The sequence below is a fragment of the Flavobacterium psychraerolatum genome, from assembly GCF_025960985.1.
Taxonomy (GTDB): domain Bacteria; phylum Bacteroidota; class Bacteroidia; order Flavobacteriales; family Flavobacteriaceae; genus Flavobacterium.
The window spans coordinates 60,478-83,216 of the sequence record NZ_JAOQMX010000006.1 but is presented as its reverse complement, the minus strand read 5'-3'; the positions used below and the strand labels follow the sequence as shown (position 1 = coordinate 83,216).

The following is a 22,739-nucleotide window of genomic DNA, read 5'->3' as shown; positions in this document are numbered from 1 at the left end:
TAATTTAAAATGACAACAGAAGAAAAAATATTTGAAGCTGCCAAAATAATCTTCCATAAAAAAGGATTTGCTGGCGCACGCATGCAAGAAATAGCAGATGAAGCTGGCATCAACAAAGCCATGCTACACTACTGTTTTAAAAACAAGCAAGTACTGTTTGAAGCCGTTTTCAAGAAAGCATTTGGTCAACTAGCACCACAAATCAATCAAATATTTACCTCAGAGAAAAGCTTGTTTGACAAGATTACCGACTTTACTCAAAATTACATTTCATTTATAATCGAAAATCCCTTTTTACCTGCCTTTATCATTCAGGAAATGAATAGCAATCCTGAATTTGTTATGTCATTTATGAATACCGATAATAGACCAAATCCAACCATTTTAATCGCGCAAATTGAACGTGAAATTAAAGCGGGCATCATTAACCCCATTCCACCCAAACAACTTTTACTTACTATATTCTCATTAACCATTTTTCCTTTTGCAGCGCACATGTTAGTCAAAAGCATGTTGCATCTTTCTCCTGAAGAGTTCCTTCAAATGATGGAAGAACGCAAAACGACCATTGCACAACAAATTATTAATTCGATAAAAAAATGAAAAAAACACTCCTCCTTTACCTGTTCATTTTTCCGTTTTTCTCTTTCGGACAACAAATTTTAACGTTGGAAAACTGTTACGTTTTGGCTACTAAAAATTATCCAACGGCCAAACAGAATGATTTACTTTCGAAAAAAACATCTTTGGAAATCGAAGCCTTAAACACTGGAAAAAGGCCTAAAATTGATTTGAATGCGCAGGCAACTTATCAATCAGAGGTTACACAATTGCCAATCAAAATTCCCAACCTGACCGTTACACCGCCCAACAAAGACCAATACAAAGCAACCTTGGACGTGCAGCAATTGATTTACAACGGTGGCTTGATTCAGGCCAATACCGACATCAAAAATGCACAAACCAAAACCCAACAGCAACAACTAGAAGTGAGTTTGTACCAACTAAAACCAAGAATCAATCAATTGTATTTTTCGGTTTTACTATTGCAGGAGAAATATCAAATTCTAAAAGCCAAGCAAGACCAACTTTTGATAAAAATCAAAGAGATCAAAACGGGAGTTAAATTTGGTGCACTTCTTCCTACCTCTGAACAAGTGGTAGAAGCCGAAAATTTAAAAATAAAACAACAATTGATTGAGATTGATTTTGACCGAAAAAAAGGACTCGAAAACCTAGCATCACTCACCTACTCGACAATTGATAAAAACACCCAACTGGCTTCTCCTTCAATAAAAATAAATAGTGTAGCCGAAAATAATCGTCCCGAATTGAAATTATTCGATTTCCAGACAGAACAACTAACGGCTGCCAAAAACGGAATTACAAAAAGCAACTTACCCAAAGTAAATGCTTTTGGACAAGCAGGCTACGGAAACCCTGGTTTGAATATGCTTGATAACTCTTTTCAGCCATTTTATATTGTGGGTGTAAAAGCCAATTGGAATGTTTTTGACTGGAACAAATCCAAAACCGAGAAACTAGCATTGACCGTTTCTGAGTCCATTATTGCTACCGAAAAAGAGACTTTTCTACTCAATACGCAATTGCAATTGCAAGAAATCGATTCAGATAGCAACAAACTAGCAGCGATTATCGAAACGGATAAAGAAATTATTCTATTACGAGAATCCATCCTAAAAACCACCGATGCGCAATTGCGAAATGGTGTCATAACTAGTGCCGATTACATTACCGAAATCACCAATCTATTCGAAGCAAAAACACTTCAAAAAACGCATGAAATTCAGCTCGCACTAGCACAAGCCAATTATAAATTAGTAAAAGGATAAAATCCCCATACCTCCGCCGCAGCGGGGAATAAAACAAAAACAAAATGAAAAAAATATTAACAATACTAGCTTTCGTAAGTATATTTTCGTGTTCCAAAAAAGAAGAGGAAGCCGATGCTTTCGGGAATTTTGAAGCGACTGAAGTTACGATTTCGGCAGAAGCTAACGGGCAAATTAATTACCTCAACCTAGAAGAAGGTGCTATTCTAGAAGCCAACGCCATTGTAGGCCAAATTGACACCACACAACTCTACTTTAGCAAGCAACAATTGCGAGCATCTATTGCGATGATCAACTCCAAATCGGCCAATGTATTGTCTCAAAACAGCATTTTGCAACAACAACTGAACACTACCAAAATTGAGCAAAAGCGAATCCAAAATATGTTTAACGAAAATGCCGCTACCCAAAGGCAAGTAGACGAAATCAATGGTCGTGTTAAAGTTTTGCTGGAGCAAATGAAAAGTATTGGAACCCAAAATGCACCAATAGCCAACGAAACTAAATCTGTGGCGGTACAAATTGAAAAAATCAATGACCAAATTGAAAAAAGTAAAATCATAAACCCGATAAAAGGAACGGTTTTGGCAAAATATGCCGAAGCAAAAGAAATTACCGCTTTTGGAAAACCGATCTATAAAATCGCCGATTTATCCGAAATGAATTTACGCGTATATTTTAGCGAAACCCAATTATCAGCGATAAAAGTTGGTCAGGAAGTTACCGTTTCTATAGATGAAAAGGAAGGCACAAAACCATACAAAGGGAAAATTTCATGGATTTCGTCATCAGCAGAATTTACCCCAAAAATCATCCAAACCAAAGAAGAAAGAGTGAATTTGGTTTATGCCGCAAAAGTAATCGTTAAAAATGATGGTAGTTTGAAAATCGGAATGCCAGCGGAGGTTAAGCTTTAAGATTTTTGATTAACGATTGTCGATTAACGATTTTTGAAGTTGACTTTTGAAGTTGATTTTGAAGTTGATTTTTGAACTATTTCAATTAACGATTGATGATTAACGATTGATGATTAACGATTAACGATTTTTGATTTAAAAAGAACATCGAACAAAATCCTTGATTATCGACAAAATTGATTTTTGAACTTGACTTTTGAACTTGACTTTTGAATTTGATTTTTGAAATTGATTTTTTACCTTATAATTCATAACTATAAAGAAATGAGCATTTCTGTCCAAAACATATCCAAATCCTACAACACAATCAAGGCAATTGATTCGGTTTCTTTTGAAGTTAATTCAGGGGAATTGTTTGGATTGATTGGTCCCGATGGAGCAGGGAAAACAACCCTTTTTAGGATTCTAACCACACTTTTGATCGCTGATGAAGGCAAAGCCAGTGTCGACAATTGGGATGTGATCGATGATTACAAAACTATTCGGAATTCTGTTGGATACATGCCGGGTAAATTTTCGTTGTACCAAGATTTGACCGTAGAAGAAAACTTGACGTTTTTTGCCACGATTTTCGGAACAACAATCGAAGAAAACTACGAATTAATCGAAGATATTTACATTCAAATCGAACCTTTCAAAAAACGAAGAGCAGGTGCTTTATCGGGTGGGATGAAACAAAAACTAGCGTTGTGTTGCGCCTTGATTCATGCTCCAAAAGTATTATTCTTGGACGAACCTACCACAGGAGTTGACCCTGTTTCCCGTAAAGAATTTTGGCAAATGCTCAAACGTTTACAGCAAAAGGGAATTACGATTTTGGTTTCTACTCCCTACATGGACGAAGCTTCACTTTGTGATAGAATTGCATTAATTCAAAAAGGAAAAGTGTTGAAAATAGATACACCACAAGCCATTACGGCCAAATACGAAAAAGTAATTTATGATATTCAATCCAAAAACACACACGGACTCATTCATGATTTAAAAAATCATCCAAGTCATTATAGTGTGTACGCTTTTGGAGAATTCATTCATTACATTGACAAAAAAGCGGATTTCAATCCAGAGAATTTAAAGCTTTATTTAGAAAGTAAAAATCATAGTGACGTCATTATAAAAAAGGCAGTAACAACCATTGAAGATGTGTTTATGGACCTGTAAAATAGTTATAAGTTATAAAATAGGAGTTATGAGTTGCTTCATTTCTACAAATTTAAAATTCGTGACATAATTCAAAGAAAATCAATTCGTGCTAATTAGTGAAATTCGTGGCTAAAAACAAAATGAAACAAGAAAAAATCATACAAGTCGAAAACCTTACCAAGCAATTTGGAGACTTCACAGCGGTCAAAGGAATCACTTTTGACGTTTATAAAGGCGAAATTTTCGGGTTTCTAGGTGCTAATGGTGCAGGAAAAACCACGGCTATGAAAATGCTAATCGGAATTTCAAAACCAACTTCTGGCAGTGCGGTTGTGGCTGGTTTGGATGTAGCAACGCAAGCCGATTTGGTCAAAAGAAACATTGGCTATATGAGTCAAAAATTTTCTTTGTATGACGATTTGACTATCAAAGAAAATATTACTTTTTTTGGCGGAATATATGGTTTGTCCCGCAAACAAATCAAAGCAAAAACAGAACAATTGGTTGCCGAATTACAAATGGAAACCGTAGCTGATAATTTGGTCGCATCATTACCATTGGGTTGGAAACAAAAATTATCGTTCTCGGTTGCTTTACTCCACGAACCTAAAATCGTTTTTCTAGACGAACCCACAGGTGGAGTTGACCCAATTACAAGACGACAGTTTTGGGAAATGATTTACACCCAAGCCCACAAAGGCACTACCATATTTGTAACCACGCATTATATGGACGAAGCCGAATATTGTGACCGAGTGTCCATCATGGTAGACGGCGTTATCGAAGCACTGGATTCACCAAAAAAACTAAAGGAACAATTCAAAGTCGATTCTATGAATGATGTGTTTTTGAAATTGGCGAGGAATATAGAGTAATCCCCCTAGCCCCCGAAGGGGGAACTACCTATATTGTAGCTATAGATACTTTAACAAAATGTGTGTTTTTTGCAGTTAAATAAAATAGTGAAAAGATTAAAAAATCAGTTTATCGGGTTCACAACTTGAAACTTTAAACCTGAAACTTTAAATAAACATAAATGAAAAGATTTATCGGTTTTATAAAAAAAGAATTCTATCACATTTTTCGTGACAAGCGTTCTATGTTTATACTTTTCGGAATGCCCATTGCGCAAATTATGCTGTTTGGATTCGCAATTACTAATGAAATCAACAACGTCAAAATCGCTATTCTAGACAAGTCAAAAGATACCGAAACGCAACAAATTATCCAAAAAATAAGCAATTCTAGTTATTTTAATATTGAGCAAGAAATAGCCACCGAATCACAAATCGAAGCAGTGTTTAAAAAGGGAAAAGTCAAAGCGGTTTTAGTTTTCGAAAAAGACTTTATCAAAAATTTGCAAACCCTCAAAAACGGAAAAGTACAAGTCATTACCGATGCCACCGATCCCAATATGGCCAACACTATATCCAATTATATCAGTTCTATTTTGCAAAATTATATTCAAGAAAAAAATCAAATTGCCAAGCCAATTTACCAAATTCAAACGCAAACACAACTGTTTTACAATCCCGCTATGAAAAGCGTTTTTACCTTTGTACCCGGAGTAATGACCGTAATCTTGATGCTCGTTTCTGCCATGATGACCTCTATATCCATCACACGTGAAAAAGAACTGGGAACCATGGAAATCCTATTAGTTTCGCCACTCAAACCCATTCAGGTAATCATCGGCAAGGTATTTCCATATATCTTTTTGTCCATCATCAACGCAACAATTATCTTGCTATTGGGCTTTTTTGTATTCGAAATGCCCATCGAAGGAAGCTTATTTTTACTAGCAATCGAGACTGTTTTATTCATAGTTTGCGCCTTGGCATTGGGGATTTTAATCTCGACTTTGGCAGACTCACAACAAACCGCCATGATGATGTCGCTCTTTGGCCTTATGCTGCCCGTCATACTACTTTCGGGCTTCATCTTCCCCATTTCGTCAATGCCGTTGCCGCTTCAAGTCATCAGCAACATCATACCCGCCAAATGGTTTATTATCATCATCAAAGCCATTATGCTCAAAGGTGCTAGTTTTACCCTAATCTGGAAAGAAACCCTAATCTTAATCGGAATGACACTTTTATACATAGGACTAAGTATCAAAAAATACAAAATTCGATTGGAATGATTATTTCTTGGAGCTATTTCCTGCTTTCCATTGCAATCTTTTGTTTTTTAAAGAAAAAAACAAAAGGATTTTCATTACAATCAGGGCTAGGCTATCAGTAAAAATAGTACCTCTTTTAAAATTAGTCCCCATCAGTATTCATATGAAATTAAAATTTGCGCCTTTGCGCCTTAGCGGTAAAATCATGAAAACAATCCTCTTCATCATACAAAAAGAATTCAAGCAAATCTTCAGAAATAAAGGGATGTTGCCCATCATTTTCATTTTGCCCTTAATGCAATTGGTAATATTATCGAATGCAGCGAGTTTTGAAGTCAAAAACATCAAATTCTCATATGTGGACCACGACCACTCGGCTGCCTCACGCGAACTAGTCAGTAAATTTGAAGCTTCCAACTATTTCAATATAATTACCGCTTTTCAGTCCAAAAAAGAAGCGAATCTCGAAATGCAAAAAGGCAAAGTAGATGTCATTCTCGAAATTCCGATTGCGTTTGAGAGCAATTTAATCAAGCAGCAAACCACGAGTCTCTCGGTGAGCATCAATGCTATTGACGGCGCAGCGGCGGGAGTTTCCAACGTTTACATTACCCAAATTATTTCAGGTTTCAATCAATCCATTCAAACCAAATTACAAACGTACAACCAAGGAATCGTAGTACAACCTGAGAGAATAACCACTATTCCTTCCTTTTGGTATAACAAAACATTGAACTACAAAACCTTTATGGTTCCAGGTATTTTAGTTTTATTGGTAACGATGCTCTCCTTGTTTCTATCATCTATGAATATTGTTCGGGAAAAAGAAGTGGGAACCTTAGAGCAAATAAATGTAACACCCATCAAAAAATACCAGTTCATTATTGGCAAATTATTTCCGTTTTGGGTTTTAGGATTGGTAATTTTAACAGTTGGATTAATTATTGCCAAAGTAATTTTTAACGTACCAATTCTGGGAAATATTTTCTTGGTTTATGGGTTTACAGCAATTTACCTCATCTTGATTTTGGGCATCGGATTGTTTATTTCGAACCATACCGAAACCCAACAGCAAGCCATGTTTATTGCGTGGTTTTTCACTGTGATTTTCATCCTTATGAGCGGTTTATTCACACCTATTGAAAGCATGCCTACTTGGGCTCAAAACATTACGCTATTGAATCCTATACGGTATTTTGTAGAAGTTATCAGGATGGTGATGCTCAAAGGAGCTGGTTTCAATGACATAAAAATACAACTAACTATAATCGCTTTTTATGCTTTTATCATCAACGGTTTTGCAGTTTGGAGTTATAAGAAAATTAATTAAACACTACACCATTTCAAAATCACTCCCTCCAAATCTTTAAAAATAATAGGTTTGGATAAGTAATCATCCATGCCTACTTGAAAGCATTTTTCCTTTTCTCCTTCTAATATTCCGGCGGTCAAAGCAATAATTGGAACTTTTGAATAACCTTCCATTTTTCTGATTTCTGTTGTAGCTTCATAACCATTTTTCACTGGCATTTGTATGTCCATAAAAATTACATCAATAGGTATCTCTTTGCATTTCTTTATTCCTAATTCGCCGTTTAAAGCTTCGTGGATTTCACAGTTGGGAATGATTTTTTTGATTAAAGTTTTAGCCAAAAGCATATTAATCTTATTGTCTTCAACGAGTAATATTCTTTTAAAATTTAAAAGGTTTATTCCAGTCTTTGGAGTGATAGTTTCATGACCTAAAGTCAAAATTTCTTTTTGATAAACTTTCTTAAATTGAACAGTAAAATAGAACTCACTCCCTTCTCCTGTCTTAGATTTAAGTTCTAAACGGCTTCCCATTAAGTCTAGTAATTGGTTCGAAATACTTAAGCCCAATCCTGTACCTCCAAACTTCCTACTTGTTGAATTATCTTCTTGAACAAACGATTGAAAAATCTTAAGATTACTATTTGATTTTATTCCAATTCCAGTATCTTTTACAGAGAAGAGAATTTGTACATAGCCTATTTTTTGTGATGGCACTTCTTTAATCGATAATTTCACTTGACCGTTTTCGGTAAACTTCAATGCATTACCTACCAAATTAACCAATACTTGCTTTAATTTGATAGCATCTGTAAACACAAGGGTTGGAATCTTCTTATCAAATTTACTTTTTAACTCTATTTTTTTTTGAACTGCTTGATGTTTAAATAGATCAATAGTCTTATGGCATAGTTCTGCTAGATCCACCTGTTCCATATCTAACTCAACAGTACCCGATTCAATTTTAGAAAAATCAAGTACATCATTCACTATTCGCATTAAGCTATTCGCAGATTCATTTACAGTATTGATATATTTTGCTTGAATTTCTTTGGTATTTGCCTCTCGTAACAAAGAAGAAAAACCAATAATTCCATTTAACGGTGTGCGTATTTCATGACTCATATTGGCCAAGAATTGTGTTTTTGCTTTATTTGCAAACTCTGCTTGTTCCTTGGCTTTCTTAAGTGCAATTTGCAACATTCTTTGCTCTGTGATATCAATGATACTAAAAACAAGTTCAATGATTTTCCCTAACTCATCCCATAAAGGAAATGCATTTACCATAACCCAAATTATATTTTTACTTTTAGGTTTCTGGATTCCAACTGTTAAATTTTTAATCGGTTGGTTTGTTTTCAATATTTGATTGACCAAATGGCTATCTTCTAGAATACCATTCCTATTCTCATCAAAAAATTTTAAACCTTCAATAATTTCTTTTAATTCAACCTTATTTTCCGGATTTATACTTAACAATTCCATGAGTTTACTATTACTCGTAATAATAGATTTATCTGGGCGATAAACTATAATTGCTGCTTCAAGATTGCTCAATAATCCTCTGTATCTCTTTTTACTCCTTAATAATGAGTCTTCTGTTTTTTTGGATGCAGTAATATCTCTTGATAAACATATAAAAAGTGTTTCATGGAACTCTTTCCCTTCTAATTTTGAGAGTGACAGTTCGAACCAGTGTATGCCTGATTCCAATTCTAACCAATACTTTTGCCCAGTTGATATCCCTTTTTCATACGTTTCCTTCATCGCAGTTTCTATAATTTCAGTAGCATGAATGGGTAATACATCTTGATATAATTTATCTATAAAATGTTCTGAGGGTACTGTAAGCAAATGATCACTATGTGAATGATAACTTTTAATTATCCCATCTCCTCTTATTTCAAAGAATAAATCTGGTAGTGCATCAAAAATACCGTTCAATCTTATATTAACTTTTTTAATTTCTTCCTCCGTTTTTTTGATTTCCGTGATTTCCATCATAGACCCCACAATCTTGATAGCAGTACCACTTTCATCTCTTATAACTACATCTCTTTCATAAAAAACACCGTAGCTCCCATCATTTTTCAAAAATCTAAATTCTGCTGCCCAATAACTCAAATTTTGATTGAGTATAGCTTCAAATGAATTGATTACTTTTTCTCTATCATCTGGATGTAGCCTAGAACGCCACAATCTTTGATTTTCTATAGGTCCAAAACTATCATCATAAAAACCTAAAATTTCATTATAGCTTTTATTATGCCAACTAGTACCATTTATCAAATCTAACTCAAAAACAATATCGTTTGTTGTTGCAGCAATCTTTTCAAATCGTTCATTTGATCTTCTTAAATTTTGCTCACTAATTTTGTGAATTGTAATATCAGTCATTGTACCTATATAGCCCACTACTTTTCCACTAGTATCTCTTTCGGCTACGGCAGTCCCCAAAACCCAGATTATATTTTGATTTGGCTGTACAAATCTAAATTCAATAGTTTGTTCCAAACCTGTACGAATTAGCTCGTCCCAAAGCACTTGCAAATTAGTACGATCCCCTTCATGTACAGCATGAAACCAACCTTGTTCAATAATTTCGGCATGACTCAACCCCAAAATTCTAACTGTATTCGAATTGACAAACGTTATATTACCATAATAATCAGAACGAAATATTCCAACTGGAGACACCTCTGCTAGAGTGTGATACCTTCGTTCACTCTCCTTCAGTTCCCTTTCCGTTTTATTTCTTAATTTTTCTTTTTTCAACAATTCTAATGCAAAACCAACATCTCCTGCAGCTTCTTTTAATAAATCTTCTTCTTCTTTGTCAAAAAAGTAAATCTCGTCTGAAAAAAACATAAAAAGTCCTGTAGTGATCTCGAATTGTTTTAATGGAACTATCATCACAGAACGGAAACCTCGCTTTAAAGGCTCAACTTTCCAAGGAGCAATAGCAAGATCTGCTGCAATATCATTACAGATTACAAGACGACCTGCTTTTAAGTCCTCACAAATAGTGCCTGAGCAGGATGGAATATCATCAATTGCCATATGTGACTTTAATATTTCTAGATATCCATCATCACTACCAGCTGACATAACAGGAATAAACTTAGTACTAACCTCTTCTAAAACAGCAATACACGCCATTTTAAACTTCCCTTGATTAACTGCAATTTCACATGCTTCTTTAAATAAAGTAGCCTCATCTGTTGTTTGCACAATCATTTGGTTGATTTGACTTATAAATAAATAAAGTCTGCTTAGCTTTAGAATTTTTTCTTTCGCGATAACTTTTTCAGTGATGTCAGTGATTACTCCATGACAAACAACAGTACCTTCTGCTTCTAAAACGGGTAATGAGTTTACTTCATGCCAAATCAATCCTTTTTGTGGATGAATATATCGGTATTCGTGTTTGAGAGAAATTAGTTTTGCTTTTGCGTTCAATGTTTTGGTCATTATTCCTTCAATATCATCTGGATGAACTTGATTGAAAATTAAGTTAGGATCAATAATTATTTCTTCAAAACTAAAACCACATATGTTATTAATAGCACTACTAGCATATGGAAAACTAAGTGAACCATCTATATTGAGCCTCATTGAGAAAATCATTCCCGGTGATGTAGAGGCTATTTTCATAATCTTATCACGCTCTAAGGTCAAAGCAGCGTTTGTCTTTATTTTTTCGGTAACATCTCTCATATTGATAATCACTCCTTTTATAGCAGGATCATTCAATTTATTAACAAAAGAACCTTCAAGCCAAATATAATGGCCTTCTTTATGTTTAACTTGAATTAATACAGAAATCAATAAGTTTGGCGTATTGACAATTTCTTCAATTTTTTCTTTCCAATAATCTAAATAATCGGGATGAACATAATCCACAACAGGAATCTTTTTTCGTTCATCATTACTCCAACCCGTTATTTTTTTTGCTGCAGCACTACGAAAAATAACATTTTGATCTTTATCTAGAATCGAAATGATCTCGTCATTGTACTCTACTAATGCTCTAAATCTTTTATTATCAAAATTCAATAGACTTTCATTCTCTTTCTTAATTGTAATATCATTGAATAAAACTGATATTCCGTCTGGGGATGGATAAATATGATTTACAAACCATAAACCATAGGTTGGATAGTATTGTTCTAGACATACATATTCTTGATTTTGTAACGATTGATGATAAGCATCATAAAAAGAAAACTCTTTAGCAGATGGAAAAACGTCCCAAATACATTTCCCTATTACTTCTCTCGGATTTAATCCTAATAATTCTGCTGCCTTTTGATTCATATACGTGTAACACCAATTGACATCTAATGCAATATAAGGATCTGTAATGCGATCAAAAAAAGAATTTTTAAGGTCCTCAACAATAGTTACCGTTTGTTGATCAAAATCAGAATTTAGGATTAAATTATCACTTTCCAAGCGTGAAATCACCAATTTTAAGGCAGCGATTTCGTTTTTCAATTCTTCATAAGTAGGCTTTTGTCCTTTCATAGTCTCATATATAGACGATACTGAATATCTCATTTAGTAACAAGTTAAATATAGTCAATCTTTTAAATACAGTCACTATTGTTTTCAAAAAGTTCCATATAAAATGTTAAAATTCAAAACATTTGTATATACAACTAAAATAAGTGATATATTTGTACCTACAAACATCAAAGGAATTAGCGATGAAAATTGAAGACATAACAAAAACAACAGGAAAACTAAATGATACAACCAAAATCATTTTGAATATTCTATACACAGAGAAAGTTATTTCGGAGCAATTCACAGAAATCTTAAAACCATATGAACTGTCTAGCGAACAATATAATGTTTTAAGAATATTGAGAGGACAAAAAGGAAAACCCGCCAATATGTTTCTTATTCAAGAACGTATGGTTGCCAAAACGAGTAACACGACTAGATTGGTTGACAAACTTTTATTGAAAGCATTTGTTACACGACAAGTTTGCCCAGAAAACAGACGGAAAATTGAGGTTTTGATTACACAAAAAGGATTAGACACGCTGACTGAATTGGAACCAAAAGTAAAAGTGCATGAAGAAACTTTTACAAATAATCTTACTGTTGAAGAATTACAGCAATTAAATTATTTATTAGAAAAATACCGAAATATATAAATACAAATTATGAGTACATTTTTAGAAAATCAAAATTGGAGATACGCTACAAAGAAATTTGATGCTACAAAAAAAATAACCACTGAAGACTTAAACTTCCTTAAAGAAGCGATTCGATTGAGCTCCTCTTCTTATGGATTACAACCTTACAAAGTATTTGTCATCGATAATCCTGAATTAAGAGCAAAAATCCAACCAGTGGCTTGGGGACAAAGTCAGATTATTGATGCCTCACACCTTCTTGTATTTGCAAACGTTACTAGTATATCTGAAGAGGAAATTGATAGTTACATAAAAAATATCTCCACAACAAGAAGCTTACCGCTTGATACCATCGTAGGACTTGGAGACTTCATGAAGTCTAAAATTCTAACATTATCAGAAGAAACAAAAAATATTTGGTCTGCAAAACAAGTGTACCTTGCAATGGGGAATTTACTTAATGCGGCAGCAGAAAAACAAATTGATGTAACACCAATGGAAGGATTTGCTCCAGAACAAGTAAATGAAATTCTTGGTTTGAATGAACTGGGCTTAAACGCGACACTGATAGCAACAATTGGTTACAGACATACTGAAGATGATACTCAGCATTACAAAAAAGTTAGAAAATCACACGAAGAATTATTTATAACTCTATAATTATTATTACTTAAAATTAAACAAAAATGAAAAATCTAAAATCAATTGCATTATCTCTAGTAGTTTTATTCTCTACTGCAACTATCAACGCACAAGCCAAAAAAATCGATGTTTCTAAAAGTAATATCAGCTGGGTTGGTAAAAAAGTTACTGGAAAGCACAACGGAGTTGTTAACTTTAAAGATGGTTTAATTATTTTGAAAGCAAACAAAGTAGTTGGTGGAAAATTCACAGTAGACATGACCTCACTAACAGCAACAGATCTAACGGGTGAATACCAAGCTAAATTAAATGGTCACTTAAAATCAGAAGACTTTTTTGCAACTGATAAATTTACAACTTCTACATTGGTAATCAAAAAAATAGCTGCTACTAGTAAAGATGTTTATGCTGTAACAGCTGATTTGACTATAAAAGGGAAAACAAATCCTGTAACTTTTGATTTGATTGTAAAAGGAAATACAGCATCTGCAAAATTTAATGTGGACAGAACCAAATACGACATTAAATATGGTTCTGGAAGCTTTTTTGACAACTTAGGAGACAAAGCGATTTCTAATGAATTTGAATTAGCAGTAGATTTGAAATTCTAATCCTTTTCAAAACAATAACATGATTTTGTCATTACAATACATAGCGTTTTGATGCCGCCAATATATTTAATCGATTAAAATCAATACTATTTTACAATTTATATTTGACTCTAACCCCAACAGTTTCTGTTGGGGTTATTTTGTTTAAAAAAACATATCTATCTCATTACATAATCATTAAGATTATTCAACCTCCTATTTTTATTATTATTTCTCGTAAAAACTAGCGTTTTAATTGTAACTTTGAGAGAAGAACGTTTTATTCGATGCATAATATCATATTAATTAGTACTATTCAGTAGAAGTATTCATACTGTAATTACAGGATTGGGTGCTTTGCGTGAAACATAGAAGAGAAAAGCAAGGAAACAAGTATAGCCGATAGCGAAACTTATTGAAGACTTATAAAGAGATGAGGGCAACCCATTTTTTTTTAGTCCCGATCGCTATCAGAAACCCAAAAGTCTAACGTTCTATTTTTTATTTGCATCTAAGTAAAAACTATTAATAATCAAAAACAACCTCACTATGAAAAATTTAAAACTACTATCACTGGCACTACTTGTCATTTTCTCGTTTACTACTGTCGAAGCACAAAACAAGAAAATAGATGTAACAAAAAGTAATATTATTTGGACGGGTAAAAAGATAACCGGACAACATGAAGGAACTATTAAATTTAAAGATGGTAGCATCATTTTTAAAGATAACAAAGTGATTGGCGGAAATTTTGTTGCAGACATGACAAGCTTAAACAACACAGATCAAACTGGAAGCTCGAAAGCAAAACTAGAAGGTCATTTGAAATCGGATGACTTCTTTGGAGTTTACAACTTTGACACTGCGCTTCTAGTTTTTAAAACTGTGACAGACAAAGGAAACAACATGTACACCATTATTGCAAATTTGACCATTAAAGGACAGACACATCCTATCATTTTTGATTTGGCTTTGAACGGCAATACAGCTACCGCAAATTTGAGTGTAGACCGAACTAAATATGACATCCGATATGGTTCCGGAAGCTTTTTTGACGATTTGGGAGATAAAACAATTTATGATGAATTTGAACTTAAAGTAAATTTGGTGTTTTAAATAGTAATTCTGATTCAATTGTTAATTTTATATACTATCATAGAGGACGTTATTTTGCTTCCAATTCAAATGAAAAAAATTCGCAAAATTTTCACACTTTATTATTTGAAAAATCAAAATTCATTTATATATTTGTAATAAGAAAAACAATTATGATCGCAATTACAAACAATACTTGGTGGTGGAACAATTTACGTCAGTCGTCGTGAACAAAGCTCCTATAGTATTTAGTAAACTATACATATAAAAAGGCTTGTCATCACGACAAGCCTTTTTTACGTTAATTTCATTACTGTTTTTACAACTATTAATCTTTAAATTTTTTTCTATTGAAACCTTTTAATCTCAAAACTCACTATAAGCAAATTTTAGCCGATACGATAACTCCTGTTAGCGTATATTTAAAAATTAGAGATAAATTTCCCAATAGTCTTTTACTAGAAAGTAGTGACTATCACGGAAATGACAATAGCTTCTCTTATATCTGTTGCAATCCGATCGCTACGTTTAAGATTGAAAACGAAACGATTTACAAAAATTATCCTGATGGAACTACAGAAACTATCGCTATTGACGCTACAACTGATATTCCGCACATTATTCAGGAATTTTCGGGGCAGTTCAAATCTGATAAAAATGATTTTAAATTCATAAATAATGGTTTGTTTGGCTATCTATCCTATGATGCAGTACGATATTTTGAAAAAGTAACGATTTCGAAAAAAGAAAATAGTAATACTATTCCTGATGTATATTATGCCGTTTATCAAAACATTATTGCGATAAACCATTTTAAAAATCAGGCCTATATATTTTGTCACAGCTTGGACGGTCGTAACAATATTCCGGAATTGGAACAATTGTTACAAACTCGCAACCTAGCTACTTATAGTTTTTCTAGAGACGGCGAAGGATATTCCAACTTGACGGATGACGAATTCAAACAAAATGTTGCCTTGGCTAAGAAACATTGCTTCCGCGGTGATGTATTTCAATTGGTTTTGTCGCGCCGTTTTACACAAGGGTTCAAAGGGGATGAATTTAATGTCTATAGAGCGTTAAGAAGTATCAATCCTTCTCCTTACCTTTTCTTTTTCGATTATGGAGATTTCAAAATTTTTGGTTCTTCACCCGAAGCTCAAATTATTGTAAAAGACCGTAAAGCCGAAATTCATCCAATCGCAGGGACCTTCAAGCGTACTGGTGACGATGAGAAAGATGCGGTATTGGCTAAACAATTGTCTGAAGATAAAAAAGAAATTAGTGAACATGTAATGCTTGTCGATTTGGCTCGAAATGACCTAAGTCGCCACGGACATGACGTGAAGGTAGACCGTTACAGAGAAGTACAGTTCTTCTCTCATGTGATTCATTTAGTTTCTAAAGTTACAGGCCATTTACACGAAAGTGCTACTTCTATGCAAGTAGTCGCTGATACGTTTCCAGCTGGAACATTGAGCGGTGCACCAAAACACAGGGCGATGCAATTGATTGAAGAGTACGAAAAAACAAATCGTAATTTTTATGGTGGGGCAATTGGTTTTATGGATTTTGAAGGAAACTTTAACCATGCCATTATGATTCGTACGTTCTTGAGTAAAAACCACGAACTACATTCGCAAGCCGGTGCCGGAATTGTAGCAAGCTCTGACGAAGAAAGTGAAATGCAAGAAGTATATAATAAACTAAGAGCCTTGAATACGGCTTTAGATTTGGCAGAAACAATATAGAATAGTAGTCAGTTTTGAATATTCAGTCGCAGCAGACCGACTCTAAAGTCTTAAATAAAAAACAATAAAATGAAAAAAATACTAGTTATAGACAATTACGATAGTTTCACTTACAACTTAGTGCATTATCTTGAAGATTTGAATTGTGAGGTTACCGTTTATCGTAATGACGAATTTGATATAGACGAAATTGCACATTTTGATAAAATAGTCTTATCGCCAGGTCCTGGAATTCCAGATGAAGCAGGATTACTAAAAGCAGTAATTGCAAAATACGGTCCTACCAAAAGTATTTTTGGAGTGTGTCTTGGTCAACAAGCCATTGGTGAAGTTTATGGTGGAACGTTATCCAATCTTGATAAAGTATATCATGGTGTAGCTACGAATATAAAAACGGTAGTGGATGACGAAATTTTATTTAAAGGGCTTGAAAAAGATATTGAAGTGGGGCGTTACCACTCATGGGTTGTAGACCCTACCCTACCAGAGGTTCTAGAGGCTACATCATTTGATGAAAATGGACAAGTGATGTCTTTGCGCCACAAGACGTATGATGTAAGAGGCGTACAATTTCACCCAGAAAGTGTTTTAACACCCAACGGAAAAAAAATGTTAGAAAATTGGGTAAACTCATAGTCATCAGTATTTAGCCTTATTACTTTGTAACTTAATACCTTAATGGCAAAAAAAATAATAAAATGAAATTTTCAATAATTCGTTTTTTTATACTTATCATATTTGTTTTTAGCTTCTTTTCTTGTCAACAAAAAAAGGAACAAAAAACAAATGAGACAATTATGTCTCAAACAGAAGCTACCCTAGATTTAGTCGCTTTATTTGAACAAAACAAACAAGGCAAAGACACTATTATCACTGTAGTTGACGACCCCGTTTATCACAAAACCAAAAAATACAAAGCTATTAATGCTGCATATTTAGTGCAAAATGAAACTAATCTTTCAAAAATTGACATACAAAATACCAAAATAGTATTTGAATGCAAAGACGGCTACAAACCTGAAATGCCTTTAGAATTATTTCTAAAAGCAAAGCCTTATATCGCATTTCAAGATATAGAGGCACCCGAAGGAGCAAATTGGGAATCTATTTTGAAAAATGGGATTCAAATGGATGCTGCTCCTTTTTATTTAATTTATCCTAGTATTTCAACAAAAGATCAGCAATACAAGTGGCCTTATAATTTGATAAAAATAATGTTGGAACCACTAGATAAAACCAAAGTTGCTTTATTCCCAAAAAACAGTAAAAAAGCAGTAACGGGATATGAGTTGTTTGAAAAAAACTGTATTACTTGTCACGCCCTAAATGGCATTGGTGGAACTATGGGACCAGAATTGAATTATCCCAAAAGTGTGACCGACTATTGGATTGAAAAGCAATTAGTAGAATACATCATTAATCCAGCTGCTTTTCGACATAATGTAAAAATGCCCACCCTAGGAATTACAAATCATGATGCGAAAGAAATTGTAGTATATTTAAAATACATGTCTAAATATAAAAAAGCAGACTAATGTAGAAATACTTTTAAAAGAGCTAAAAATAAAACTTTGTGCCTTAGCGCCTAAAAGGCAAAATATCAAAAAAAATGAAAAATACATTAAATCGATTAATCAATCACGAAATACTATCCAAAGAAGAAGCCAAAAATATTTTGGTAAATATCTCTAATGGTAGTTATAATACAAGTCAAATAGCCGCATTTTTAACTGTTTATATGATGCGAAGCGTTACCATCGATGAGTTGGCAGGTTTTAGAGAAGCATTACTAGAACTTTGCGTTCGGGTAGATTTATCGGACTTTAACACAATCGATTTATGCGGAACAGGTGGCGACGGCAAAGACACTTTCAATATTTCGACCTTAGCTTCTTTTGTTACAGCTGGTGCCGGTGTCAAAGTGGCAAAACATGGGAATTATGGTGTATCGTCAATATCTGGTTCGAGCAATGTGATGGAAAAATTGGGAATAAAATTTAGTAGCGATAAAGATTACTTAAAAAAATCAATTGACCAAGCTGGAATTTGCATATTACATGCACCTCTTTTTCACCCTGCGATGAAAAACGTAGGTCCTATTCGAAAAGAACTAGCCGTAAAAACTTTCTTTAATATGTTGGGGCCAATGGTAAACCCTTCTTTTCCTCAAAATCAATTGGTGGGTGTTTTTAATCTAGAACTAGCGAGAATGTATGGCTATTTATACCAAAATACAAATGCAAACTTCACTATCCTACATGCCCTGGATGGGTATGATGAAGTATCTTTGACATGCCCAACCAAATTTATCACCCATACCAAAGAAGGTATTTTGAACCCTTCTGATTTCGGGGTGAGCTTACTAAAACAATCCGAAATTGCAGGTGGAACAACTATTGACGAATCTGCGCAACTGTTTACAGACATCATTTCTGGTAGCGGAAACGAAGCTCAAAACAATGTTGTCTGTGCCAATGCAGCCATGGCAATTGCTACTGTTACAGGTTGCACGCCACTAGAAGGATTTGAAAAAGCCAAAGAGAGTTTGCTTTCTGGAAAAGGATTGAATGCTTTGAAAAAGCTACAGGAATTGAGTCTTTAAATTATAAATTATGGCTTTTGAATTAGACAAAGTAGTTCCCTGGGGACGCAGTTTAGCAGAATACATCCAACTATTTAACTTAACTAATTCTGATTTAGATAAAAAAATTATTAGTTTTGGTGATGGGCCTGCAAGTTTTAATTCGGAGATGTATGCACTTAATAAGACGATCATATCATTAGACCCACTCTATCAATTTACAAAAAATAGTATCGAAGATAGGATCTCAGAAACCAAAGTTGCCGTTATGGAACAAATGAAAGCCAATCAGGATAATTACATTTGGACAACCATAAAAAACACAGAAGAACTAGAGCAAATCCGGATGCAAGCTATGAGTACTTTTATCAAGGATTTTGAAGTAGGAAAAAGGCAACGACGATATATAAATCACGAGTTACCAAATCCAACAAATTACATGGATTTGGAATTTGAGTTAGGTTTAAGTTCTCATTTTTTAATACTGTATTCACAACTTGGTTTGGATTTTCATTTAAAAGCAATTTCAGAAATGCTCCGAATATCCAAAGAAATTAGAATATTCCCAATACTCGATTTGAACGGAGGAGTACCTGATATTTTGTATGAAATTATAAAACATTTCAATAATGATTTCTGTATTAGAATAGATACTTGTGAATATGAATTTCAAAAAAATGGTAATAGAATGCTGGTTATACTACATAAATAACAAAAACAACAATAATAATACAATTAAACATACAGTCAAAAAATGGAGTTATTCCCGCTTATATCCTTACTTATCGTTTTATCGGCAAGTTTTGCATACATTAATTTTAGGTACTTAAAACTCCCTAACGCCATTGGGTTAATGCTCGTTTCTTTATTATTTTCTCTAGGGATTATTGGCATAAGTTTCATCTTTCCGTCTTTAAAAGAAAATGTAGCCGAAATACTTAACGGAATTAATTTCAGTGAATTACTGCTTGAGGTGATGTTGAGTTTTATGCTTTTCGCAGGAGCAATTCATATTAAATTCAAAGATTTAAAAGCTGAAAAATTGAGTATTATGCTCTTTTCTACGCTCAGTGTAATCATCAGTACCTTTATTGTTGGTTACAGTAGTTTTTGGTTGTTGAATGCTTTTAATCTAGAGGTAAACCTTATCCAGTGTTTACTTTTTGGAGCCTTAATTTCTCCAACAGACCCTATTGCGGTCTTGAGTATTTTGAAAACAGCAGGAGTCACCAAGTCACTAGAAACAAAAATTGCAGGAGAGTCACTCTTTAATGATGGTGTTGCCGTAGTTGTTTTTATTACCATTCTACAACTTGCAAAGCCCAATGCAGATGTCTCTATACTAAGCATCGCAACTGTTTTTGGCCAAGAAGCTATAGGCGGAATCATACTTGGTGGAATTGTAGGCTGGATTGGTTATAAATTGATTGCCAGTATTGATAGCTATAACGTAGAGGTTTTAATCACACTAGCTATAGTAATGGGTGGTTATTCTTTAGCACATTACACCCATGTCTCTGGTCCTTTGGCTATGGTTATAGCTGGTCTTATTACTGGAAACCAAGGAAAAAGATTAGGAATGTCTGATATCACTGCAGAGTATGTAGATAAATTTTGGGAATTGGCAGACGAAATTTTAAATGCCTTATTATTTGTCTTAATTGGTCTTGAACTTCTGGTTATCAATACAGATAAAACCATTTTAATAATTGGTTTGATTCTAATTTTTATTGTGTTGGTAACCCGTTATGTATCTGTTTTAATCCCTTCCCTTTTTATTCGATTAAAAGAAGAAATTAGTCCCAAAACAGTATTGATATTAACTTGGGGCGGATTAAGAGGTGGAATTTCTATTGCTTTAGCTTTGTCAATACCAACCGAACTAGGAAAAGACGTCTGGGTAACAATTACCTACGTTATTGTTTGTTTTTCTATCTTAATTCAAGGGCTCACAATTGGTAAATTCGTAAATTTGCTTAAAAATAAATAGTTTAAAGTTCTGGGTAATGGTTGTTTGATTATAAATAAATCAACCTTTAACTATTTTAAATCTTAAATTAAAAACAATGAATATTCTAGATAAAATTATTTTCGATAAAAAGAAAGAAGTAGTTCTCAAAAAATCAATCATTCCGGTTTCACAATTAGAAGCTTCTGTATTTTTTTCGAAAGAAACCATTTCGCTAAGCCAAAATTTAAAGAACAGTAATTCGGGAATTATAGCAGAACACAAACGCCGCTCTCCATCCAAATCAGTCATCAACCAAGGGTTTACGGTAGAAGAAGTGGTAAAAGGATATGAAAAAGCAGGTGCTTGCGGAATTTCTGTTTTAACTGATGGAAAGTATTTTGGTGGGTCACTCGATGATTTATTATTGGCCAGAGCATCCGTAAATATTCCGCTATTGCGAAAAGAATTTGTTGTCGACGAATACCAAATTCTTGAAGCCAAAGCACATGGAGCCGATTTGATTTTACTTATCGCAGCAGTTCTTACCCGTGACGAAATAAAAGCTTTATCAGAATTTGCTAAAAGCCTTGGATTAGAAGTGTTACTAGAAGTCCACAACCTAGAGGAATTAGAGAAATCAATAATGCCGTCTTTAAACATGATAGGCGTTAATAATAGAAACCTAAAAACATTTGAGGTTAATTTGGATTTCAGTAAACAATTGGCCGATAAGATTCCAAATGAGTTCGTAAAAGTTTCCGAAAGTGGTATCAGCTCGATTGAAGCTATTACTGAATTAAAGCCTTACGGATATAAAGGGTTTTTAATTGGTGAAAATTTCATGAAAACCGATGATGCCGGAAAAGCAGCAACAGAGTTTATAGATGAGCTTATGGCTATTGGATAATAGCCTTCTATTCTGACTATAATAAAAATATTTTTAGCAAAGGGCAGTTTGTCAAAAGCTAAAAGCCAACAGTTAAAAGCCATGAAAATAAAAATAAAAATCTGCGGTATGAAATACCCTGACAATATACTCGAAGTAGCTGCGCTCCTACCCGATTATATGGGATTTATCTTTTGGGAACGGTCAGCACGTTATTTTGATGGTGTGATTCCAAAATTACCTCAGAGCATTAAGAAAACCGGTGTATTCGTAAATGAAACCATCGAGGGGATTTTACATAAAGTTGCCCTCCATGATTTACAAGCCATACAATTGCACGGAAAAGAATCTGTAGATTTTTGTACCGAATTACAAAGCAAATTACAAAACAAGATAGAAGTAATTAAAGTTTTTTCTATCTTAGACGACTTCAACTTCGAAGTACTAAAACCTTATGAATCAATATGTGACTACTTCCTTTTTGATACCAAAGGAAAGCTTCCTGGCGGAAACGGTACCACATTTGACTGGAAAGTACTCGAAAGTTACCCTTCTAGTAAACCTTTTTTTCTAAGTGGAGGAATTGGTTTGGACGAATTAGAAGCTGCAAATGAAATAATGAAAATCAATTTACCACTATACGCCATTGACGTAAACAGTAAATTTGAAATAGAACCAGGATTAAAAAACATAGAGGCATTACAAAATCTCTCAACAATAAAGTAAAGTTGCGATTTATCGCGTCACTTA

At 33.8% G+C, this 22,739-nt stretch carries 20 protein-coding genes; 19 read left to right on the top strand and 1 reads right to left on the bottom strand.

What is annotated here, in order from left to right:
* The first annotated feature begins 9 nt into the window (after positions 1-9).
* The 7 genes from M2326_RS04155 to M2326_RS04125 all read left to right on the top strand — a co-directional run bounded on the left by M2326_RS04155 (position 10) and on the right by M2326_RS04125 (position 7,365).
* Positions 10-603: a TetR/AcrR family transcriptional regulator gene (locus tag M2326_RS04155; RefSeq protein ID WP_264618290.1), complete on the top strand. Its 594-nt coding sequence runs from the start codon at positions 10-12 to the stop codon at positions 601-603.
* A complete protein-coding gene (locus M2326_RS04150; protein WP_264618289.1) occupies positions 600-1,853 on the top strand; it encodes a TolC family protein in 1,254 nt (417 codons plus the stop codon). The genes M2326_RS04155 and M2326_RS04150 overlap by 4 nt, the downstream gene beginning before the upstream one ends.
* Positions 1,854-1,897: 44 nt before the next feature.
* The gene (locus M2326_RS04145) at positions 1,898-2,770 is read left to right on the top strand and encodes an HlyD family secretion protein (protein ID WP_264618288.1); all 873 of its coding nucleotides are present in this window, start codon (positions 1,898-1,900) and stop codon (positions 2,768-2,770) included.
* A 264-nt stretch (positions 2,771-3,034) separates the two neighbouring features.
* The gene (locus M2326_RS04140) at positions 3,035-3,931 is read left to right on the top strand and encodes an ABC transporter ATP-binding protein (protein WP_264618287.1); all 897 of its coding nucleotides are present in this window, start codon (positions 3,035-3,037) and stop codon (positions 3,929-3,931) included.
* Between the two features lie 122 nt (positions 3,932-4,053).
* The gene (locus M2326_RS04135; protein ID WP_264618286.1) at positions 4,054-4,788 is read left to right on the top strand and encodes an ABC transporter ATP-binding protein; all 735 of its coding nucleotides are present in this window, start codon (positions 4,054-4,056) and stop codon (positions 4,786-4,788) included.
* A 161-nt stretch (positions 4,789-4,949) separates the two neighbouring features.
* The gene (locus M2326_RS04130; protein WP_264618285.1) at positions 4,950-6,056 is read left to right on the top strand and encodes an ABC transporter permease; all 1,107 of its coding nucleotides are present in this window, start codon (positions 4,950-4,952) and stop codon (positions 6,054-6,056) included.
* A 184-nt stretch (positions 6,057-6,240) separates the two neighbouring features.
* Positions 6,241-7,365 carry an ABC transporter permease gene (locus M2326_RS04125; RefSeq protein WP_264618284.1) on the top strand — a complete coding sequence of 375 codons (1,125 nt, stop codon included), beginning with the start codon at positions 6,241-6,243 and terminating at the stop codon, positions 7,363-7,365.
* Here the strand turns inward: M2326_RS04125 and M2326_RS04120 are convergent.
* Entirely contained in the window at positions 7,362-11,906 is a 4,545-nt protein-coding gene (locus M2326_RS04120; protein WP_264618283.1) for a PAS domain S-box protein, read from the bottom strand. The two genes, M2326_RS04125 and M2326_RS04120, sit on opposite strands and share 4 nt — an antisense overlap.
* A gap of 149 nt (positions 11,907-12,055) precedes the next feature.
* On the opposite strand from M2326_RS04120, the gene M2326_RS04115 reads away from it, so the two are divergent.
* The 12 genes from M2326_RS04115 to M2326_RS04060 all read left to right on the top strand — a co-directional run bounded on the left by M2326_RS04115 (position 12,056) and on the right by M2326_RS04060 (position 22,715).
* Complete coding sequence (locus tag M2326_RS04115; protein ID WP_264618282.1) at positions 12,056-12,511, top strand: MarR family winged helix-turn-helix transcriptional regulator; 456 nt, start codon at positions 12,056-12,058, stop codon at positions 12,509-12,511.
* A gap of 9 nt (positions 12,512-12,520) precedes the next feature.
* Positions 12,521-13,153 (top strand): NAD(P)H-dependent oxidoreductase, encoded by a 633-nt coding sequence (locus tag M2326_RS04110; RefSeq protein WP_264618281.1) that lies wholly within the window; start codon positions 12,521-12,523, stop codon positions 13,151-13,153.
* A gap of 26 nt (positions 13,154-13,179) precedes the next feature.
* Positions 13,180-13,746, top strand: coding sequence for a YceI family protein (locus tag M2326_RS04105; protein WP_264618280.1), 567 nt, complete (start codon positions 13,180-13,182; stop codon positions 13,744-13,746).
* Positions 13,747-14,274: 528 nt separating this feature from the next.
* Complete coding sequence (locus M2326_RS04100) at positions 14,275-14,841, top strand: YceI family protein (protein ID WP_264618279.1); 567 nt, start codon at positions 14,275-14,277, stop codon at positions 14,839-14,841.
* Positions 14,842-15,170: 329 nt separating this feature from the next.
* Positions 15,171-16,571, top strand: a complete 1,401-nt coding sequence (locus M2326_RS04095) for an anthranilate synthase component I family protein (protein WP_264618278.1) — start codon at positions 15,171-15,173, stop codon at positions 16,569-16,571.
* 69 nt (positions 16,572-16,640) lie between these two features.
* Positions 16,641-17,207: an anthranilate synthase component II gene (locus tag M2326_RS04090; protein ID WP_264618277.1), complete on the top strand. Its 567-nt coding sequence runs from the start codon at positions 16,641-16,643 to the stop codon at positions 17,205-17,207.
* 161 nt (positions 17,208-17,368) lie between these two features.
* Positions 17,369-18,106, top strand: coding sequence for a c-type cytochrome (locus M2326_RS04085; RefSeq protein ID WP_264618276.1), 738 nt, complete (start codon positions 17,369-17,371; stop codon positions 18,104-18,106).
* 74 nt (positions 18,107-18,180) lie between these two features.
* Positions 18,181-19,173, top strand: coding sequence for an anthranilate phosphoribosyltransferase (gene trpD, locus M2326_RS04080; protein ID WP_264618275.1), 993 nt, complete (start codon positions 18,181-18,183; stop codon positions 19,171-19,173).
* A gap of 10 nt (positions 19,174-19,183) precedes the next feature.
* Positions 19,184-19,864 carry a hypothetical protein gene (locus M2326_RS04075; protein ID WP_264618274.1) on the top strand — a complete coding sequence of 227 codons (681 nt, stop codon included), beginning with the start codon at positions 19,184-19,186 and terminating at the stop codon, positions 19,862-19,864.
* A 42-nt stretch (positions 19,865-19,906) separates the two neighbouring features.
* Positions 19,907-21,142 carry a cation:proton antiporter gene (locus tag M2326_RS04070; protein ID WP_264618273.1) on the top strand — a complete coding sequence of 412 codons (1,236 nt, stop codon included), beginning with the start codon at positions 19,907-19,909 and terminating at the stop codon, positions 21,140-21,142.
* Positions 21,143-21,218: 76 nt separating this feature from the next.
* Positions 21,219-22,010 carry an indole-3-glycerol phosphate synthase TrpC gene (gene trpC, locus M2326_RS04065; protein ID WP_264618272.1) on the top strand — a complete coding sequence of 264 codons (792 nt, stop codon included), beginning with the start codon at positions 21,219-21,221 and terminating at the stop codon, positions 22,008-22,010.
* Between the two features lie 87 nt (positions 22,011-22,097).
* A complete protein-coding gene (locus M2326_RS04060) occupies positions 22,098-22,715 on the top strand; it encodes a phosphoribosylanthranilate isomerase (RefSeq protein WP_463671342.1) in 618 nt (205 codons plus the stop codon).
* Positions 22,716-22,739: the final 24 nt, after the last annotated feature.

What these genes read in the sequence shown, in the direction of transcription:
- M2326_RS04155 (WP_264618290.1), top strand. Translation starts at nt 10, where the DNA reads ATGACAACAGAAGAAAAAATATTTGAAGCTGCCAAAATAATCTTCCAT.
- M2326_RS04150 (WP_264618289.1), top strand. Translation starts at nt 600, where the DNA reads ATGAAAAAAACACTCCTCCTTTACCTGTTCATTTTTCCGTTTTTCTCT.
- M2326_RS04145 (WP_264618288.1), top strand. Translation starts at nt 1,898, where the DNA reads ATGAAAAAAATATTAACAATACTAGCTTTCGTAAGTATATTTTCGTGT.
- M2326_RS04140 (WP_264618287.1), top strand. Translation starts at nt 3,035, where the DNA reads ATGAGCATTTCTGTCCAAAACATATCCAAATCCTACAACACAATCAAG.
- M2326_RS04135 (WP_264618286.1), top strand. Translation starts at nt 4,054, where the DNA reads ATGAAACAAGAAAAAATCATACAAGTCGAAAACCTTACCAAGCAATTT.
- M2326_RS04130 (WP_264618285.1), top strand. Translation starts at nt 4,950, where the DNA reads ATGAAAAGATTTATCGGTTTTATAAAAAAAGAATTCTATCACATTTTT.
- M2326_RS04125 (WP_264618284.1), top strand. Translation starts at nt 6,241, where the DNA reads ATGAAAACAATCCTCTTCATCATACAAAAAGAATTCAAGCAAATCTTC.
- M2326_RS04120 (WP_264618283.1), bottom strand. Translation starts at nt 11,906, where the DNA reads ATGAGATATTCAGTATCGTCTATATATGAGACTATGAAAGGACAAAAG.
- M2326_RS04115 (WP_264618282.1), top strand. Translation starts at nt 12,056, where the DNA reads ATGAAAATTGAAGACATAACAAAAACAACAGGAAAACTAAATGATACA.
- M2326_RS04110 (WP_264618281.1), top strand. Translation starts at nt 12,521, where the DNA reads ATGAGTACATTTTTAGAAAATCAAAATTGGAGATACGCTACAAAGAAA.
- M2326_RS04105 (WP_264618280.1), top strand. Translation starts at nt 13,180, where the DNA reads ATGAAAAATCTAAAATCAATTGCATTATCTCTAGTAGTTTTATTCTCT.
- M2326_RS04100 (WP_264618279.1), top strand. Translation starts at nt 14,275, where the DNA reads ATGAAAAATTTAAAACTACTATCACTGGCACTACTTGTCATTTTCTCG.
- M2326_RS04090 (WP_264618277.1), top strand. Translation starts at nt 16,641, where the DNA reads ATGAAAAAAATACTAGTTATAGACAATTACGATAGTTTCACTTACAAC.
- M2326_RS04085 (WP_264618276.1), top strand. Translation starts at nt 17,369, where the DNA reads ATGTCTCAAACAGAAGCTACCCTAGATTTAGTCGCTTTATTTGAACAA.
- trpD (WP_264618275.1), top strand. Translation starts at nt 18,181, where the DNA reads ATGAAAAATACATTAAATCGATTAATCAATCACGAAATACTATCCAAA.
- M2326_RS04075 (WP_264618274.1), top strand. Translation starts at nt 19,184, where the DNA reads ATGGCTTTTGAATTAGACAAAGTAGTTCCCTGGGGACGCAGTTTAGCA.
- M2326_RS04070 (WP_264618273.1), top strand. Translation starts at nt 19,907, where the DNA reads ATGGAGTTATTCCCGCTTATATCCTTACTTATCGTTTTATCGGCAAGT.
- trpC (WP_264618272.1), top strand. Translation starts at nt 21,219, where the DNA reads ATGAATATTCTAGATAAAATTATTTTCGATAAAAAGAAAGAAGTAGTT.